Here is a 16,064-nt window from a genome sequence, read left to right as displayed (position 1 = left end):
AGCGCAACCTTGCCAAGGTTGAGGTCATCGGTTCGAACCCGATGTATCGCTCCAGTTTACTTTTCATGGTAAACAAAACTCTTTAAACCACAGTGTTTAAAGACGACCTTACCGGTCACGCTCTTTCTTTAATGCTGCGAAGCATAATCCCCCCAAAAAGCAAATAATCCTCCATTATGGTGGATATTTTTTTGTCTTAAATTTTTGTTAGCAACAAGAATGCTAGTAAACATCAGGTCTCTGAAGCAGATACTTGAGGTTTTTCATATCTATAAACAGACTTATCCACAAAGTATCAAGTGTGGATAACTTGGTTGATAAAGTTATTTCAGACCTAATTCTTTACATTTCTCTAAAAGATCTTTCTTGTTTTCAGTATATTAGCTGAATTGTGCCGATCGTAACTCATTGTTTTTTATCAGGTTGAATGCTTACCTTGAATTTGATAAAAGATCGTTAACTTGTTGTTTTTTGATCTTAATCATTTATCGGTACTGTGTTTAACTTTACGTGGGTGTCGGAAGTTTACGAGAGTTCTGAATTTTTTCCACATTGTTAGAATTGAGAACAAGGTCAAACATTGTTCGAAAATTATGTGCAACGAGTTGTGTTGTATGGTGGGTTGTTGGTGTGGGTTGACCTGCCAATCGTTGATGGCTAAGGGGCTAGGCGTCTCTTGGTAGCCCTTTCTCAACGATGCGTATTAGCCTGTGCTTTTTGGTGAGGATTTTGCTGCTATCTTTTTGCACACAACTATTTTTCTGCGTAGAGCTATCTTCTTGCATGCTGCTAGCATTGGGTAACTGTTGTAGTTGTTTATTTAAAGCCCACTCAATATGCACATCCAGCATTTCGTTGTTGCCTCGATGAGATTCCAGTGTTTCAACAATGCGTTGTTGAAATGGCGCATTGCCCATAGCAACAAAAATATTGCGTAACCATTGGGTGTGTCCAATACGTCTTATCGCTGAGCCTTCCATCTTCTTTAGGAAGGTCGCTTCATCCCAACTTGAAAGTGAAACAAGGTCTGCCTCTCGGAAGTCTTCTCTGCGGTGGAAGTCTGTTTGCTCAGTGAGTTCGGCATGGCGGTTCCACGGGCAAACTAACTGACAGTCATCGCAACCGTAAATACGATTACCAATTGCGTCTCTAAACTCTTCCGGGATCACACCATCATATTCAATGGTTAAGTACGAGATACATTTTCGAGCATCCACTACGCCATCAGCAATAATGGCGCCCGTTGGACAAGAGGTGATACATGCGGTGCATTTGCCGCACTCATCGACACTGGGTTCATCTGTTGGAAGAGGTATGTTAACTAACAATTCTCCTAGGAAGAACCAAGAGCCAGCGTCTTTATCAAGAATTAATGAGTGTTTACCTGTCCAGCCCAACCCTGCTTTTTGAGCGAGCGGTCGTTCCAAGATGGGCGCTGAATCCACGAAAGGACGTGAGTCTAAACCTTCGACTTCCTTCTCGATTCTTTGTCCCAGCTTTTTCAACTGGTTGCGGAACAATTTGTGATAATCGCGGCCTAAAGAATAACGGCTGATATAACCTTGAGTGGTATCGCTTAGGTTAGAGGCAAACTGAGCTTCTGGTGGTAGATAGTTCATTCGGGCGCTGATCACTCGAATGGTGCCTGGGTGAAGTTCATTGGGACGAGCACGCATCATCCCATGTCGAGCCATCCAATCCATTTCGCCGTGGTTGCCAGCATCTAGCCATGCTTGAAGAGGGGCTTCATGTTCACTTAAATCAACATCGCAGATGCCAACTTTTTGAAAGCCTAGTTCTTTTCCCCAGATTTTAATTTTTTCAGCAAGATGGTCTAGATTCATGGCTTAATTCTTAATTCTTATTTTCTCTGTTTTACAATTAGAGATAAGGCTAATTAAAATTAGGTTCGGCAAAAATGGGGGCGGATCTTAACGGATCTTAGTGGTATTGACCAGAACAGACGTGTTTTGATCAGTATTTTTCATAGAACTTACACTTGAGTGCTTGTCTCCCAAAAGCATCACGGTTTACTATTCTTGTTCTTTTGATTTTTATATAGTCAACGATCGATTTTTAGAGAACGTATTCATGAGCACGAAACAATTTACTTTGAAAGATGAACAAGCAACGATTCAATTAGGAACGGAGCTTTCTAATCTTTGCTCACAGCAGACAACTATTTATCTGCATGGTGATCTTGGCGCAGGTAAAACGACCTTCAGTCGTGGTTTTGTAAAAGCACTTGGCCATCAAGGAAATGTAAAGAGCCCAACGTATACTCTAGTTGAACCTTATCAACTTGCCGATTGGCAGGTGTACCATTTTGATCTTTATCGCCTAGCCGATCCTGAAGAATTAGAGTTTATGGGGATTCGTGACTACTTCACGCCAGATGCTATCTGTTTGGTTGAATGGCCAGAGAAAGGTTATGGAATGCTACCAGAAGCAGATTTGGATATTGATATTCGTTACCAAGACGATCACCGCATTGTTTCTTTAACCGCTAACAGTGAATACGGACAGCGCTTACTTAGTCAGTTGGAGTTATGTTGATTTCTAGACGCCTTATTTCAGCAGTAGCTATGTTGGCTGCTGTTTTTTCTATACTGTTTTCTTCACTTGTTTCTGCAAACTCACTAAAGAGTTTAAGGGTTTGGCCTTCTCCAGAAGAAACTCGTGTGGTTATCGATTTAAAATCAGAAGCGGATTTCAGCTATTTCACCCTGAGTAGCCCGAGTCGCTTGGTTGTTGATTTAAAAAAGACCAACCTTGCAACTAAGTTACCGGTCGTGGTGAAAGACAGCCCCGTTCTATCTAAGATTCGTAAAAGCTCACCGCCAGACAAAAACACCTATCGCTTGGTTTTTGAGTTAAAGAAGTCGTCTAAAGCAGAGTTGTTTAAACTCAGTCCGACTCCTGGTGGTCAGTACGGACATCGCTTGGTGATCGATTTGCCTCATGGTGCGGCAAGTAAAGGCAAAGCAACATCAACGCCGACTAAGCCAACAGTGAGTAAGAACCTCAATCAAGTTAAGCGTCAGCGTGATGTTCTGATTGTGATTGACCCAGGCCACGGTGGTGAAGACCCTGGTTCCATTGGCCCATCTCGTAAATATGAGAAGAATGCGACTCTTAGTATTTCGAAAAAGATCGCTGCGCAGTTGAATGCAGTTCCGGGAATCAAAACGCGTTTAACACGTAATGCTGATTACTTTGTAAACCTGAACAGACGTGTTGCAATTGCTCGTGAGAACGAAGCACACCTCTTGATCTCTATTCACGCCGATGCCTTTACGACGCCTCAACCAAGAGGTGGTTCGGTGTTCGTGTTGAATACTCGACGGGCAAATACTGAGATTTCCCGTTGGATTGAGAACAAAGAGAAGCAGTCAGAATTGCTGGGCGGCAGCGGTGCTGCGTTTACTGGCAATATTGCAGATAAAAACGTCAACCAAACCCTGCTTGATTTGCAGTTTAGCCACTCTCAAAAAGAGGGCTACAAACTGGCAACGACCATTCTCTCTGAAATGGGTAAGGTCGCAAAACTGCATAACAGTAAGCCGATTAACACCAGCTTGGCAGTGTTACGTTCACCACAAATTCCATCGGTACTTGTAGAAACGGGCTTTATTTCGAATCCGACCGAAGAGAAGCTTCTTTTCCAACGTTCGCATCAAGACAAACTTGCGCGGGCTGTGACCAAAGCGGTCGTTAAATATTTGAAAGCGAATCCACCAGAAGGGATTGTTATTTCTAACGCGGCGGCATCTTCTAACTCTACCAGTCAGCACAAAGTACAGCGTGGTGAATCATTGTCTGTGATTGCGAAGAGGTACGGCTCGTCTACACAAGCATTATTGAAGTTGAATGGTTTGAAGTCGACGAGCTTAGCGGTAGGGCAAATTCTAAAAATTCCAAGCTCGGGTTCACAAGCGGCTACCACAACAAGCCGTAAAACGCTGACACACACGGTTAAGTCTGGAGAGTACTTAGGCAAGATAGCTAGCCGTTACAAAGTATCGGTAGCAAGCATTAAACGTGAGAACCGCTTGAAATCAGAAACCGTGAGAGTAGGCCAAAAGTTACGTATTACGGTTGAAGTAAAAGATATACCTCTACGTAAACATAAAGTCGCAAGAGGTGATTATCTTGGCAAGATTGCTTCGAAATATGGCGTGAGCGTCAACAGTATCCGTCAAGCAAACAAACTACGTTCCGATGAGTTGGCCATTGGCCAAGTGCTGATTATTCCGCACAAATAGTTGGCTAATGTTGAAGTAATGTTTAGAACATAGAAGCAATCTCAAACGCGAGAGGTGCTTCTATAAATGGCAGTAAGGTAGCTATACATATGACGATCAAAATACTGCCAGCTCGGCTAGCTAACCAAATCGCAGCGGGTGAAGTGGTAGAAAGACCTGCTTCTGTTGTGAAAGAGTTGGTTGAGAACAGTTTGGATTCTGGTGCGACACGTATCGATATCGATATCGAGAAAGGTGGCGCTAAGATGATCCGTGTTCGTGACAACGGCAAGGGCATTGTTAAAGATGAGCTTGCCTTGGCATTAAGCCGTCATGCTACCTCTAAAATTCATACTCTTGATGACCTTGAAGCGATCGTCAGCCTAGGTTTCCGAGGTGAAGCTCTGGCGAGTATTAGCTCTGTTGCGCGCCTAACTATGACTTCACGCCCTACGACTCAGGATCAAGCTTGGGCTGCACATAGTGAAGGTCGTGATATGCAGGTGAAACTGCAGCCAGCAGCGCATCCCATTGGCACCTCGGTTGAGGTATTGGATCTGTTCTTCAATACTCCGGCACGACGTAAATTCTTACGCACCGAGAAAACTGAATTCACGCATATCGATGAGCTGCTTAAACGCATTGCATTGAGCCGTTTTGATGTGACGATTAACCTTCGTCATAACGGTAAAATGATTCGTCAGTACCGCGCTGCAAAAACACAAGTTCAAGCCGAAAAGCGCATCGCAGCTGTATGTGGCAATCCTTTTGTTCGCCATATGCTTAAGATCGAACTTGAGCATCAAGGCTTAAAACTTCATGGCTGGATCACCACGCCTGAAGGAGCAAGACAACAAAGCGATCTGCAATACTGTTATGTGAATGGTCGTATGATGCGTGACAAGCTCATCAACCATGCGATTCGTCAAAGCTACGAAACTAGCTTGCGCCCCGACCAATTCGCTACGTATGTGTTGTTCATCGAGCTAGACCCACATCAGGTGGACGTGAATGTTCATCCTGCAAAACATGAAGTGCGTTTTCATCAAGCCCGCCTTGTACACGACTTCATCTACCAAGCCTTGAGTGATGGCTTAGCCCAAAGCAAACAAATTGATGCAGCACCGATCAAGCAGTCTGCGTTTCATCAGTCAGAAGTGATGCATCATCAGCAAGGTAGCTCGAATCCGGGTATCGGAGAGATTGCCAGTTTCTCAGAGCCTGAAAGCATAATGCCGAGCAGTTCAGAACAACCTCAAGTATCTGATAGTGAAAGATATGCTATTGAGCAAACGCCAGCCTACCCAAGAAAAGCCGAATCTGAACAGGTTTATGATAACCCTCAGCACAGCGTTAATGATGGTGGGCAGCGTTATAGCTCACCAGCTAACCGAGGTTCATCGTCTAGCAGAGGCTCGTCGGATCGCGAAACCAGTTTTACAGGCTCGCCTCGCCAAGAGTGGATAGAGTCTCGACCTGAACCTAAAAAAGAAAAAGAGCCGCACCAACATCATGGTGAGCCTGCTCCATCTAAGCGAGAAGTGAAGGCCTATAAAGAGCTTCTGAAAACGCCAGATTTTGATGACCAAGTTGGAGAACCATACTCACCTCACGAGCATGTGGCACCCGTAGAAACCAGAGACAACTTAGAAAATATAGACAGCATAGAAAATAAAGAAGCTAAGTCTGCTCAACAGAATCCTGTTCATTTAAAGCCAAGAGTACCTGTGACGGACTTGGGCAAAGCGGTCTCGATTGTGGAACGTCAGTATTTGGTGATGGGTAATAAGAACGGCAGTGTGTTGGTTTCTTTGGCTAAGGCTGAGTTATTGCGTGTTGTTGGCCAGCTTGATACGCGTGATGGCGAGTTAAAGAGCCAACCATTATTAGTGCCTTTATCCATCAAATTAGGCGCTGATTTAGTCGATGTCGCTAAGGCGCTAAGTCCAATACTGTCTGTGCTTGGTATCGAGCTTAAAGCTAGGAATAACGAAGCGATAATGGTGATGGGAGTGCCTTCTCCTTTGAGGCAGCAAAACTTACAAATTTTGATCCCAGATCTGTTATCTTACGCGGCTTCAATAAACGCTCAGGCCTCGGAAACTCAAGGCCATAGCTTTTCTAGCGATACGTTACCATTACTGGTTAACTGGATCGGGATTCAGACAGCACAAGTAAAAAACGACTACACTTTATCTGAAGCGGTTCAACTAGTTGGGGAACTTGAGCAACTTTGGCATGGTCTACTTCCATTAGATGATCCCGAATTTGTTAATCCTATCGACTTTTCTGCAACCATCGCTGCTTTTATGGCTTAGTTTGCAGGTGAATTTTCACAGCTGAGTTTTAGATAAATTAAGCTTATTTACGGCTTCGGCTGTTTACGATTTAACTGTTGCGATGAGGCTTTTCTTAGTAGACAAGTGTATCGCGACATGAAGCCTTTTAATTAAGAGCTCTAACAGAGAAATAAATACAAAATATCATGACTGAAAAATTACCTTTAGCGTTGTTTTTAATGGGCCCAACGGCATCAGGAAAAACAGATTTAGCTATCCGCTTGCGTCAGAAATACCCGGTAGAGATCATCAGTGTCGATTCGGCGCTAATCTACAAAGACATGGATATTGGTACTGCTAAGCCGGATGCAGGAGAGCTCGCGCTCGCGCCTCATCGCTTGATTGATATTCTCGATCCAAGCGAAGCGTATTCTGCGGCTGACTTTCGTCGTGATGCGATCAGTGAAATGAATAAGATTGTAGCGGAAGGTAAAATCCCGCTACTTGTTGGTGGCACAATGCTTTACTACAAGGCATTGTTGGAAGGTTTATCGCCACTACCCGCCGCGGATCAAGAGATTCGTAAGCAGATTGAAGCGGAGTCTATTGAACAGGGTTGGCAGGCATTGCATGATCAATTAAGAGAGATAGATCCCGTATCCGCTGAAAGAATACACCCAAATGATCCACAAAGGCTTTCAAGGGCATTGGAAGTTTATCGAATTTCGGGTAAAACATTAACAGAGCTAACTCAAACGAAAGGCGATAGCCTGCCATTTCGTGTAAAACAATTTGCAATAGCTCCCAAGGAAAGGAAAGAACTCCATCGCCGCATTGAGCTGCGTTTCGAGAAGATGATAGAAGCGGGATTTGAAGATGAAATGAAAGCGTTGTACGCCAGAGAAGATCTTCACCCTGAACTGCCATCGATCCGATGCGTTGGTTATAGGCAGATGTGGGATTATTTAGATGGGAATTGCGATTTAGACGAAGCGGTTTTCCGTGGTGTCTGCGCAACCCGTCAATTGGCCAAGCGACAAATCACCTGGTTACGCAGTTGGGATGATTTAACTTGGTTGGATAGCGAAAACATTGAACAGGCGTTAGAAACTCTTTCAGATGCAATAGCATCTGATTAGTATTGCTGTGTATAATGTGATCGCTTTTGCGTGAATATACTCTGGAAAGGATCAGTTGTTGAGGCTTTTAAAAATCACAGCCTTTCAATAACAACGGAGTTTTTTTATTCGTTTAGCTCAGATGCAAAGGCCGCACCTTTTTGTGCACCACTAGCTAAATAATTACAACAAAATATAAATAAGGAAAATAAAATGGCTAAGGGGCAATCGCTACAAGACCCATTCCTAAATGCACTCCGTCGTGAGCGCATTCCAGTCTCTATCTATCTTGTTAACGGCATCAAGCTGCAAGGTCAGATCGAGTCTTTCGATCAATTCGTGATCTTATTGAAGAACACAGTAAACCAAATGGTTTACAAGCATGCGATTTCTACTGTGGTTCCTGCTCGTGCAGTGAGTCACCACAGCGGCGAGCAACAACGCGCGCCATCTGATCGTCCTGAGAAGACTGAAGATTAATCGTTCAATTGATACAGCTTGCGCTGTAATAAGGAGTTGGTTGCTTGTTTGACCGTTATGAATCCGGCGAGCGAGCCGTACTTGTTCATATCAACTTCACGCAAGAGGGAGAATGGGAAGACCTAAGCGAGTGTGAAATGCTGGTCTCCTCAGCGGGGGTAGAAACGCTACAAGTGATTACTGGTAGCCGACAATCCCCACTCCCTAAATACTACGTTGGAGAAGGTAAAGCCCTAGAAATCGCACAAGCTGTTCAGCTGACCGGTGCTGAAATTGTGATTTTTAACCACTCCCTCTCTCCTGCCCAAGAGCGCAACCTCGAGCAATTGTGTAAATGTCGTGTGATTGATCGCACGGGTTTGATCTTAGATATCTTTGCACAACGTGCGCGAACTCATGAAGGTAAGCTACAAGTTGAGCTCGCTCAGCTTCGTCATATCTCTACTCGATTGATTCGTGGTTGGACTCACCTTGAAAGGCAGAAAGGTGGTATTGGTCTTCGTGGTCCAGGTGAAACTCAACTGGAAACCGATCGACGTTTGTTGCGTGACCGTATAAAGGCAATATTACGTCGTTTAGCGAAAGTCGCTAAGCAGCGTGAACAAGGACGACGTGCTCGTAATCGAGCTGAAATCCCAACAATTTCTTTGGTTGGTTATACCAACGCGGGGAAATCAACACTTTTCAATCGCATCACAAGTGCTGGTGTTTATGCGGCAGACCAACTGTTTGCAACCTTAGACCCAACACTACGTAAGATTGATTTGGCAGATGTCGGGCCTGCAATTCTCGCAGATACCGTAGGTTTTATCCGTCATCTACCACACGACTTGGTCGCTGCGTTCAAGGCTACGTTACAAGAGACGCAGGAAGCTGACATTTTGTTACATGTTGTTGATGCCAGTGATGACCGCTTTCGTGAGAACATTCAGGCTGTTCATGAAGTATTAGAAGAAATCGATGCTCATGAAGTGCCAACCCTTGTAGTCATGAACAAAATTGACTGCATGGAAGACCAAAAACCTCGAATTGAAAGAGACGAAGAGGGCGCACCTCGCGCTGTTTGGGTTTCTGCAATGGAAGGAGAAGGCATTGAACTGCTGTTTGAAGCTTTAACTGAGCGTTTAGCAAGTCAAATGGTTCAATTCCGATTGTGTATTCCACATCAACATCAGGGCCGTATTCGTAGCTTATTCTTTGAGATGAAATGTATTCAACAAGAAGAGTATGATGAAAATGGTAACTTGTTGATAGATATCCGAATGCAACAAATAGATTGGTCTAAACTTGAAAAAAGAGAAGGGGCGCTCTTAGGTGGCTTTATCGTTACCAAAGAGACTGCTACAGTATAACGTCATATCAAATGATGGAGCTTTCTAATGGCGTGGAATGAGCCTGGAAATAACAACAACGGCGATAATAACGGCCGCGATAACGACCCTTGGGGTAAGAACAATAATCGCGGCGGCCGAGATCAAGGACCGCCAGACTTAGACGAAGTGTTTAGTAAACTAAGTCAAAAGTTAGGTGGCAAGTTTGGTAAAAAAGGTGGCAACGGTAACGGGCCATCTATTGGTGGTGGCGGTGCGATTGGCTTTGGTGTCATTGCTGTCATTGCGATTGCTATCTGGTTCTTCGCTGGTTTCTATACCGTTGGCGAAGCAGAAAGAGCAGTAGTACTTCGACTGGGTCAGTTCGACCGTATCGAGGAACCTGGTCTTAACTGGCACCCACGCTTTATCGATGAAATCAAAGATGAGCAACTGGTAAACGTTCAAGCGATTCGTTCTCTACGTGCTGCTGGCACCATGCTAACGAAAGATGAAAACGTTGTGACCGTTGAAATGGGTGTTCAATACCGTGTTTCTGACCCATACAAATACTTGTATCGTGTAACGAATGCAGACGACAGTTTACGCCAAGCAACCGATTCAGCGCTTCGTGCGGTAATTGGTGACTCACTAATGGATAGTATCTTGACAAGTGGTCGTCAGCAGATTCGTCAAAGCACTCAAGAAACGTTGAACCGTATTATTGATAGCTACGACATGGGTATTCTGATTGTTGACGTGAACTTCCAGTCAGCACGTCCACCAGAGCAAGTGAAAGATGCATTTGATGATGCTATCGCGGCTCGTGAGGATGAAGAGCGTTTTGAACGTGAAGCAGAAGCTTACCGAAATGACATTCTTCCAAAAGCAACAGGTCGAGCTGAGCGTTTGAAGAAAGAAGCGGTAGGTTACTCAGAGCGCACAGTTAATGGTGCTCTAGGTCAAGTTGCTCAATTCGAGAAACTGCTACCTGAATACCAAGCTGCTCCTGAAGTAACACGTAACCGTATGTACCTAGATACAATGGAAAAAGTGTACTCAAGCACATCGAAAGTCCTGATTGATTCTGAATCAAGCGGTAACTTGCTATACCTACCAATTGATAAGCTAGGCGCACAAGGTGGTTCTCAGTCGGGCACTCGCCCTGCAAAAGCATCATCAACTTACGATCAAATTGAGTTAGAAACTCAAGCGGATCCTAAGCCTAGCACTCAAACTCGTTCAGACAGTTCACGCCAAGGGAGATACTAATAATGCGTAAATTAATGATCCCTGTATTAGTTGTGACGATTGCTCTTCTATTGATGTCACTGTTTGTGATTCAAGAAGGCGAGCGTGGCATGGTAATTCGTTTTGGTCGAGTTCTCGACGACAACGGCGTATCACGAATCTATGAACCAGGTCTGCACTTTAAACTACCGATGTTTGATCGCGTAAAAGTACTTGATGCTCGTATTCAAACGATGGATGGCCGTTCTGACCGTTTCGTAACATCAGAGAAAAAAGACGTTCTAATTGATACTTACGCAAAATGGCGTATTGCTGATTTTGGACGTTTCTATCTGAGTACCGGTGGCGGTAATATCATGACGGCAGAAGCACTTCTTGAGCGTAAAGTGACAGATGTTCTTCGTTCTGAAATTGGTTCTCGTGAAATTAAGCAAATCGTGTCAGGTCCTCGTAATAAGGACATCCTGCCAGACTCTGCTGATAGCGAAGTCGTCACAACGGTAGCGGCTGCAGAAGCACTAGAAGTTGATGGCGAACGCGATAAGATCATGGAAAACGTTTTGTCTGGAACGGCAGAAAGTGCGATGGCTGATTTAGGTGTTGAAGTTGTTGATTTCCGTATGAAGAAGATTAACCTTCCTGACGAAATCAGTGAATCTATCTACCGTCGTATGCGTGCAGAACGTGAGTCGGTTGCTCGTAGACACCGTTCTCAAGGTCGTGAGAAAGCGGAAGTTATCCGTGCTCAAGCTGAGCTAGAAGTGGCAACAGTTCTTGCTGAAGCTGACCGTACAGCTCGAATCACTCGTGGTGATGCGGATGCAGAAGCAGCGAAGATCTACTCTGATGCGTTCAGCAAAGATGCTGAGTTCTACGGCTTCATGCGTTCATTGCAAGCTTATGAGACATCATTTAGCGACAAGAGCGACATTCTAGTACTGGATCCGAAGACAGACTTCTTCCAATACATGAATCAAGCAAGCGGTGCTCCAGCAAAATAAGCTGATTCGTTAATTCATTAAATTAGCGAAGTACCTAAAAATCAAAAGGCTCCCATAATGGGAGCCTTTTTGTTTTCTATTCGTAGAAGACTGCAGGTGACCATTGAATCTTCGAGGGAAGTCGTAGTGACAGCTCCGTACTTTGAGAAAACCTAACGGTAGGTCATGAAAGCGATAACGGCACCAGCCACCACAAGACAACCGCCAATACGGCGCAGTTGGGTGTCTGGTTGCTCGCTCAGTTGCGCGACCATGTTTCTCCAGCCATTAGGTGCAATCAAGGGGCCGAGCCCTTCAGCGATAAGAACGAGCCCAATAGCGAGCCAAATTGATTGAGACATGGTTCTGCCTTTTGTCTATAAAATGCAATGATATCAGCATCTTTACACATTCGCCCTCAGTTATCGCTGGTTTATTTTTGTACAGCGTTAACGTTTATGAACAAAAAGTGACTGCAAGAAGTGTGATTCAGTGCTAGAATCCATTTTTAATTAGCAACAGAAATTGGAAAGATGGGAAATAACGTAGTCGTTCTAGGCACCCAATGGGGTGATGAAGGTAAAGGTAAAATCGTTGACCTTTTAACTGAAGATGCAAAATACGTGGTTCGCTACCAAGGCGGTCACAATGCAGGTCACACACTTGTAATTGACGGTGAAAAAACCGTTCTTCACTTAATTCCATCAGGCATCCTACGCAATAACGTTAAATGTGTTATTGGTAACGGTGTTGTATTATCGCCTGACGCACTTCTTAAAGAGATGAAGCCTCTTGAAGAACGCGGTATCCCAGTGCGTGAGCGTCTTTTCATCTCTGAAGCTTGTCCTCTAATTCTTCCGTACCACATTGCAATCGACAACGCGCGTGAAATCGCTCGTGGCGCTAAAGCTATCGGTACAACAGGTCGTGGTATCGGTCCTGCTTACGAAGATAAAGTTGCTCGTCGCGGTCTACGCGTTGGCGACCTTTTCGATAAAGAAGCATTTGCTGAGAAGCTAAAAGAAGTTATGGAATTCCACAACTTCCAACTAGAGCACTTCTACAAAGCTGAAACAGTAAGCTACGAAGAAGTACTTGAGCAAGCGATGAGCTACGCAGACATGTTAACTGCGATGGTTATCGACGTAACTGACGAACTAGACGCAGCACGTAAGCGCGGCGACAAGATCATGTTTGAAGGTGCTCAAGGTACGCTACTAGATATCGACCACGGTACTTACCCATACGTAACGTCTTCTAACACGACTGCTGGTGGTGTTGCTGCAGGTTCTGGTTTCGGTCCTCGTCACATCGGTTACATCCTTGGTATTACTAAGGCTTACTGTACTCGTGTTGGTTCAGGTCCATTCCCAACTGAGCTATACGATGGCCTTGAGAAGCAAGATCCAGTCGGTAAGCACCTAGGCGATGTTGGTCACGAGTTTGGCGCAACTACTGGTCGTCTACGTCGTACTGGTTGGTTCGATGCTGTTGCTATGCGTCGTGCAATCCAAATCAACTCTCTATCTGGTATGTGTCTAACTAAACTAGACGTTCTAGATGGCCTAGAAGAACTAAAAATCTGTACTGGTTACAAGATGAAAGATGGTTCTATCCTAGAAGTTTCTCCAATGGCTGCTGAGTCATTCGAAGAAGCGACGCCAATCTACGAAACAATGCCTGGTTGGTCTGAAAACACATTTGGTGCTAAATCTATCGACGCGCTTCCACAAGCTGCTCTAGATTACATCAAGCGTATCGAAGACCTAACTGGCGTTCCAATTGATATCGTATCAACTGGCCCAGATCGTAACGAAACTATCATCAAGGTTCACCCATACGGCGCATAATGCCCAGTTGAGTGATTACCACAGCACGAAGCGTACTGAGGTAATTAAAGTACTTTGATAATGAAATAGTTTTCTAAAAGCCGACTTTGTTAAGTCGGCTTTTTAATACCTGCAATTTGAAAACTAAGCCGCTCGTGATGATCTTTTGAACGCCATATGGCAAAATATTGCCCATTAGCGGCAAGTTTTGTCTAAAGCCGTCAAGGTTATTGCCGATACAGATATCATGGAAAGTGAAGTTCACCCTATTTTGGTGCGTGCAGAAATCGTCTGCTGCCCTCAATAGATAGCTTTAACGACAGATAATAGAGTGCAGGTATGAAGCTACGAATTGTAGCAGCTTCATTGATAGTGGCGCTGAGCTCACCCTTGAGTCATGCAGATTTGGCTGATGTGGGAGAGCCCGTTCCAATATATACAGAAGCTGAACTGATTAATTTAATCGAGAATAATCAACACCTAGAGCGAGTGAAAGCTGATAAGTGCCAGTTAGTTGAAGATATCGTTGCTCGTGCAACGCGTATTAGCTTGCCTTCTTATGAGTTTTTATACGGTGATATGTTGGCTTGGGGTGTGTGTGTTCCGCAAGATGTAGAGCTTGGCCTTTACTATATGGAAAACGCGGCACATCAAGGTTTACCAGCGGCACTCGAGCAGTTAGGACGTTATTATTCTCTTGGCACTTTGGTGCAACAAGACAAAGAGCGTGCGATCCCGTATTTACGTGAAGCCGCCTCGATGGGTAACTTAAGTGCAAGTATCCACTTAGCGGAACTCTTGCTACGTGATTACGGTAGCCCGTTAGATTATGAAGATGCTTATCGCTGGTTATACAACTCGGTGACAGCGGATCAAAGGCAACATAAGCGTATAACTGTGCTTCGAAGCGGTTTGGAGCGGAGAATGCCAGACAACATTATCGCTCGAGCAAAACGTCGAGACGTGTTCTGGTAATTACAATTATTAATTAAGGTTGATGGTTAACGACTGCACTCGTTAACCATCTATTTTGATCGAGAAAGATATCGATATAAAAAGGCCTCATAGGTAAATACCTATGAGGCCTTTTTTGATCTGAACGGAAAGCCGTTTATTTCATTCGATGACGTTACTGAACAACTTCACCAGATTCAATTACCGTCTTACGAACGACTTTGGTGAAATCGAGTGCTTCTTGGCGAATTTGATCTTCATCGACCGTTAGCATGTCGCGATCTTGCATGATGATCTTGCCATCAACGATGGTGTGACGAACGTTCCCCGAGTTAGCTGAGTAAACTAATGCAGAGTATGGGTTGTACACAGGAACCATGTTTGGAGCCTTGGTGTCGATCACTATGATATCGGCTAGCTTGCCTGCTTCAAGAGAGCCGATCTTATCTTCCATGTGTAGTGCTTTTGCTGCGCCCATTGTTGCCATGTCGATCACTTTGATCGGCGGCATTGCAGCACGATCTTTATTCACCAATTTGTGAACCTTAGCGACTTGGTTGAACTCATCAATGGTGCTCAATGTGTTACCAGACATTGGGCCATCAGTACCTAAACCGATACGTACATTTTCGTCATACATCTTAAGCGCAGGTGACACGCCTTTTGCTGACTTGATGTTGGCACTCATGTTGTGAGCCACGCCCATATCTGATTTTTTCACTAGCTCGATATCATGATCGTCTACTAGGATCATGTGTGCGCCAACTAAGTTTTTGTTTAGTGCACCAATGCTGTCCATGTATTGAACCGGAGATAAACCTTCAGCTCGTTTTGCAATTTTTTCTTCTTCACGATGAGATTCAGCTAAGTGAATCATTACTGGAACATCAAGCTCTAGAGAAAGCTTTGCTACTTTTTGAAGGACTTCTGTTGTGTTTGTGTAAGGGGCGTGAGGAGCAAATGCAGGCGTAATACGCGGGTGATCTTTATATTCTTCAATGAAGTTCAATGCGTATTTAATACCTTCTTCCGCGTTTGCTGCATCAGCCACTGGGAATTTGATTACTGTTTCGCCTAATACTGCGCGCATACCAATTTTATCAACAGTTTTAGCGACTTCGTCTTCAAAGTAGTACATATCAGCGTAAGTAGTTACGCCACCTTTTACCATTTCAACGTTACCAAGGTTAGCGCCTATACGAACCATATCGCGAGATACTAACTTAGCTTCAAGTGGGAAGATGTAGCGGTGTAAGCGATCAGGTACATCATCGGCCAACGAACGGAAAACCGTCATGGATACGTGAGTATGAGTATTGATGAGACCTGGCATTACGATATCGCCATCAACGTCTAGCACTTGTTTAGCTTGGTACTGCTTCTCTAGTGAAGCATCGCCAACCGCAATGATTTTGTTGTCTTTGACCACAACAGTGCCGCTCTCGTAAACCGTTTTTTCTTGGTTCATGGTTAGAACCATGGCATCGGTTATCATCAGGTCAGCTTTTTCCATTGCTGAACTCGCAAATGGAAATAGAGCTAGGCTTGCCATCGCTGAAGCCAATAGGGTGCGTTTTAGTTTCATATCAATACTCAGAACAGGTGTTGTTAAAGTGTGT

Annotated in this window: 13 protein-coding genes; 10 read left to right on the top strand and 3 right to left on the bottom strand. The window is 44.4% G+C overall.

Features of this window, described 5'->3' with window-relative positions; all coding sequences use genetic code 11:
• Positions 1-665: 665 nt before the first annotated feature.
• Positions 666-1,844 carry a tRNA epoxyqueuosine(34) reductase QueG gene (gene queG / locus ACED42_RS17590; RefSeq protein ID WP_029223845.1) on the bottom strand — a complete coding sequence of 393 codons (1,179 nt, stop codon included), beginning with the start codon at positions 1,842-1,844 and terminating at the stop codon, positions 666-668.
• Between the two features lie 247 nt (positions 1,845-2,091).
• Here queG and tsaE point away from each other — a divergent pair, with 247 nt between their 5' ends.
• From tsaE to hflC, 8 genes are all read left to right on the top strand, one after another.
• Positions 2,092-2,556 carry a tRNA (adenosine(37)-N6)-threonylcarbamoyltransferase complex ATPase subunit type 1 TsaE gene (gene tsaE, locus ACED42_RS17585; protein ID WP_004735870.1) on the top strand — a complete coding sequence of 155 codons (465 nt, stop codon included), beginning with the start codon at positions 2,092-2,094 and terminating at the stop codon, positions 2,554-2,556.
• On the top strand, positions 2,550-4,265 hold the full coding sequence (locus tag ACED42_RS17580) for an N-acetylmuramoyl-L-alanine amidase (RefSeq protein ID WP_017101857.1): 1,716 nt from the start codon (positions 2,550-2,552) through the stop codon (positions 4,263-4,265). The genes tsaE and ACED42_RS17580 overlap by 7 nt, the downstream gene beginning before the upstream one ends.
• A gap of 89 nt (positions 4,266-4,354) precedes the next feature.
• A complete protein-coding gene (gene mutL / locus ACED42_RS17575) occupies positions 4,355-6,562 on the top strand; it encodes a DNA mismatch repair endonuclease MutL (RefSeq protein WP_371703557.1) in 2,208 nt (735 codons plus the stop codon).
• Positions 6,563-6,729: 167 nt separating this feature from the next.
• Positions 6,730-7,662 carry a tRNA (adenosine(37)-N6)-dimethylallyltransferase MiaA gene (gene miaA, locus ACED42_RS17570; RefSeq protein WP_009847880.1) on the top strand — a complete coding sequence of 311 codons (933 nt, stop codon included), beginning with the start codon at positions 6,730-6,732 and terminating at the stop codon, positions 7,660-7,662.
• Between the two features lie 192 nt (positions 7,663-7,854).
• Entirely contained in the window at positions 7,855-8,121 is a 267-nt protein-coding gene (gene hfq, locus ACED42_RS17565) for an RNA chaperone Hfq (protein ID WP_004735866.1), read from the top strand.
• Positions 8,122-8,165: 44 nt separating this feature from the next.
• Entirely contained in the window at positions 8,166-9,473 is a 1,308-nt protein-coding gene (gene hflX / locus ACED42_RS17560) for a ribosome rescue GTPase HflX (protein ID WP_009847881.1), read from the top strand.
• A gap of 27 nt (positions 9,474-9,500) precedes the next feature.
• Positions 9,501-10,703: an FtsH protease activity modulator HflK gene (gene hflK / locus ACED42_RS17555; protein WP_017107434.1), complete on the top strand. Its 1,203-nt coding sequence runs from the start codon at positions 9,501-9,503 to the stop codon at positions 10,701-10,703.
• Between the two features lie 2 nt (positions 10,704-10,705).
• Entirely contained in the window at positions 10,706-11,683 is a 978-nt protein-coding gene (gene hflC, locus ACED42_RS17550) for a protease modulator HflC (protein WP_050647226.1), read from the top strand.
• A gap of 152 nt (positions 11,684-11,835) precedes the next feature.
• Here the strand turns inward: hflC and ACED42_RS17545 are convergent, their stop codons facing one another.
• The gene (locus tag ACED42_RS17545) at positions 11,836-12,024 is read right to left on the bottom strand and encodes a DUF2065 domain-containing protein (RefSeq protein ID WP_009847884.1); all 189 of its coding nucleotides are present in this window, start codon (positions 12,022-12,024) and stop codon (positions 11,836-11,838) included.
• A gap of 171 nt (positions 12,025-12,195) precedes the next feature.
• On the opposite strand from ACED42_RS17545, the gene ACED42_RS17540 reads away from it, so the two are divergent.
• Complete coding sequence (locus ACED42_RS17540; protein ID WP_009847885.1) at positions 12,196-13,512, top strand: adenylosuccinate synthase; 1,317 nt, start codon at positions 12,196-12,198, stop codon at positions 13,510-13,512.
• 318 nt (positions 13,513-13,830) lie between these two features.
• Positions 13,831-14,466: a tetratricopeptide repeat protein gene (locus ACED42_RS17535; RefSeq protein ID WP_009847886.1), complete on the top strand. Its 636-nt coding sequence runs from the start codon at positions 13,831-13,833 to the stop codon at positions 14,464-14,466.
• 154 nt (positions 14,467-14,620) lie between these two features.
• On the opposite strand, the gene ACED42_RS17530 is transcribed toward ACED42_RS17535, so the two are convergent.
• Complete coding sequence (locus ACED42_RS17530; protein WP_009847887.1) at positions 14,621-16,030, bottom strand: amidohydrolase; 1,410 nt, start codon at positions 16,028-16,030, stop codon at positions 14,621-14,623.
• Positions 16,031-16,064: the final 34 nt, after the last annotated feature.

Origin of the sequence: Vibrio sp. FF145, from assembly GCF_041439075.1 — a bacterium.
GTDB lineage: Bacteria > Pseudomonadota > Gammaproteobacteria > Enterobacterales > Vibrionaceae > Vibrio > Vibrio tasmaniensis_A.
Note: the sequence above shows the minus strand (reverse complement) of the source record. Positions and strands in the feature narration are given on the sequence as shown.

What these genes read in the sequence shown, in the direction of transcription:
- ACED42_RS17540 (WP_009847885.1), top strand. Translation starts at nt 12,196, where the DNA reads ATGGGAAATAACGTAGTCGTTCTAGGCACCCAATGGGGTGATGAAGGT.
- hflK (WP_017107434.1), top strand. Translation starts at nt 9,501, where the DNA reads ATGGCGTGGAATGAGCCTGGAAATAACAACAACGGCGATAATAACGGC.
- ACED42_RS17530 (WP_009847887.1), bottom strand. Translation starts at nt 16,030, where the DNA reads ATGAAACTAAAACGCACCCTATTGGCTTCAGCGATGGCAAGCCTAGCT.
- queG (WP_029223845.1), bottom strand. Translation starts at nt 1,844, where the DNA reads ATGAATCTAGACCATCTTGCTGAAAAAATTAAAATCTGGGGAAAAGAA.
- tsaE (WP_004735870.1), top strand. Translation starts at nt 2,092, where the DNA reads ATGAGCACGAAACAATTTACTTTGAAAGATGAACAAGCAACGATTCAA.
- miaA (WP_009847880.1), top strand. Translation starts at nt 6,730, where the DNA reads ATGACTGAAAAATTACCTTTAGCGTTGTTTTTAATGGGCCCAACGGCA.
- hflC (WP_050647226.1), top strand. Translation starts at nt 10,706, where the DNA reads ATGCGTAAATTAATGATCCCTGTATTAGTTGTGACGATTGCTCTTCTA.
- mutL (WP_371703557.1), top strand. Translation starts at nt 4,355, where the DNA reads ATGACGATCAAAATACTGCCAGCTCGGCTAGCTAACCAAATCGCAGCG.
- ACED42_RS17545 (WP_009847884.1), bottom strand. Translation starts at nt 12,024, where the DNA reads ATGTCTCAATCAATTTGGCTCGCTATTGGGCTCGTTCTTATCGCTGAA.
- ACED42_RS17580 (WP_017101857.1), top strand. Translation starts at nt 2,550, where the DNA reads ATGTTGATTTCTAGACGCCTTATTTCAGCAGTAGCTATGTTGGCTGCT.
- hfq (WP_004735866.1), top strand. Translation starts at nt 7,855, where the DNA reads ATGGCTAAGGGGCAATCGCTACAAGACCCATTCCTAAATGCACTCCGT.
- ACED42_RS17535 (WP_009847886.1), top strand. Translation starts at nt 13,831, where the DNA reads ATGAAGCTACGAATTGTAGCAGCTTCATTGATAGTGGCGCTGAGCTCA.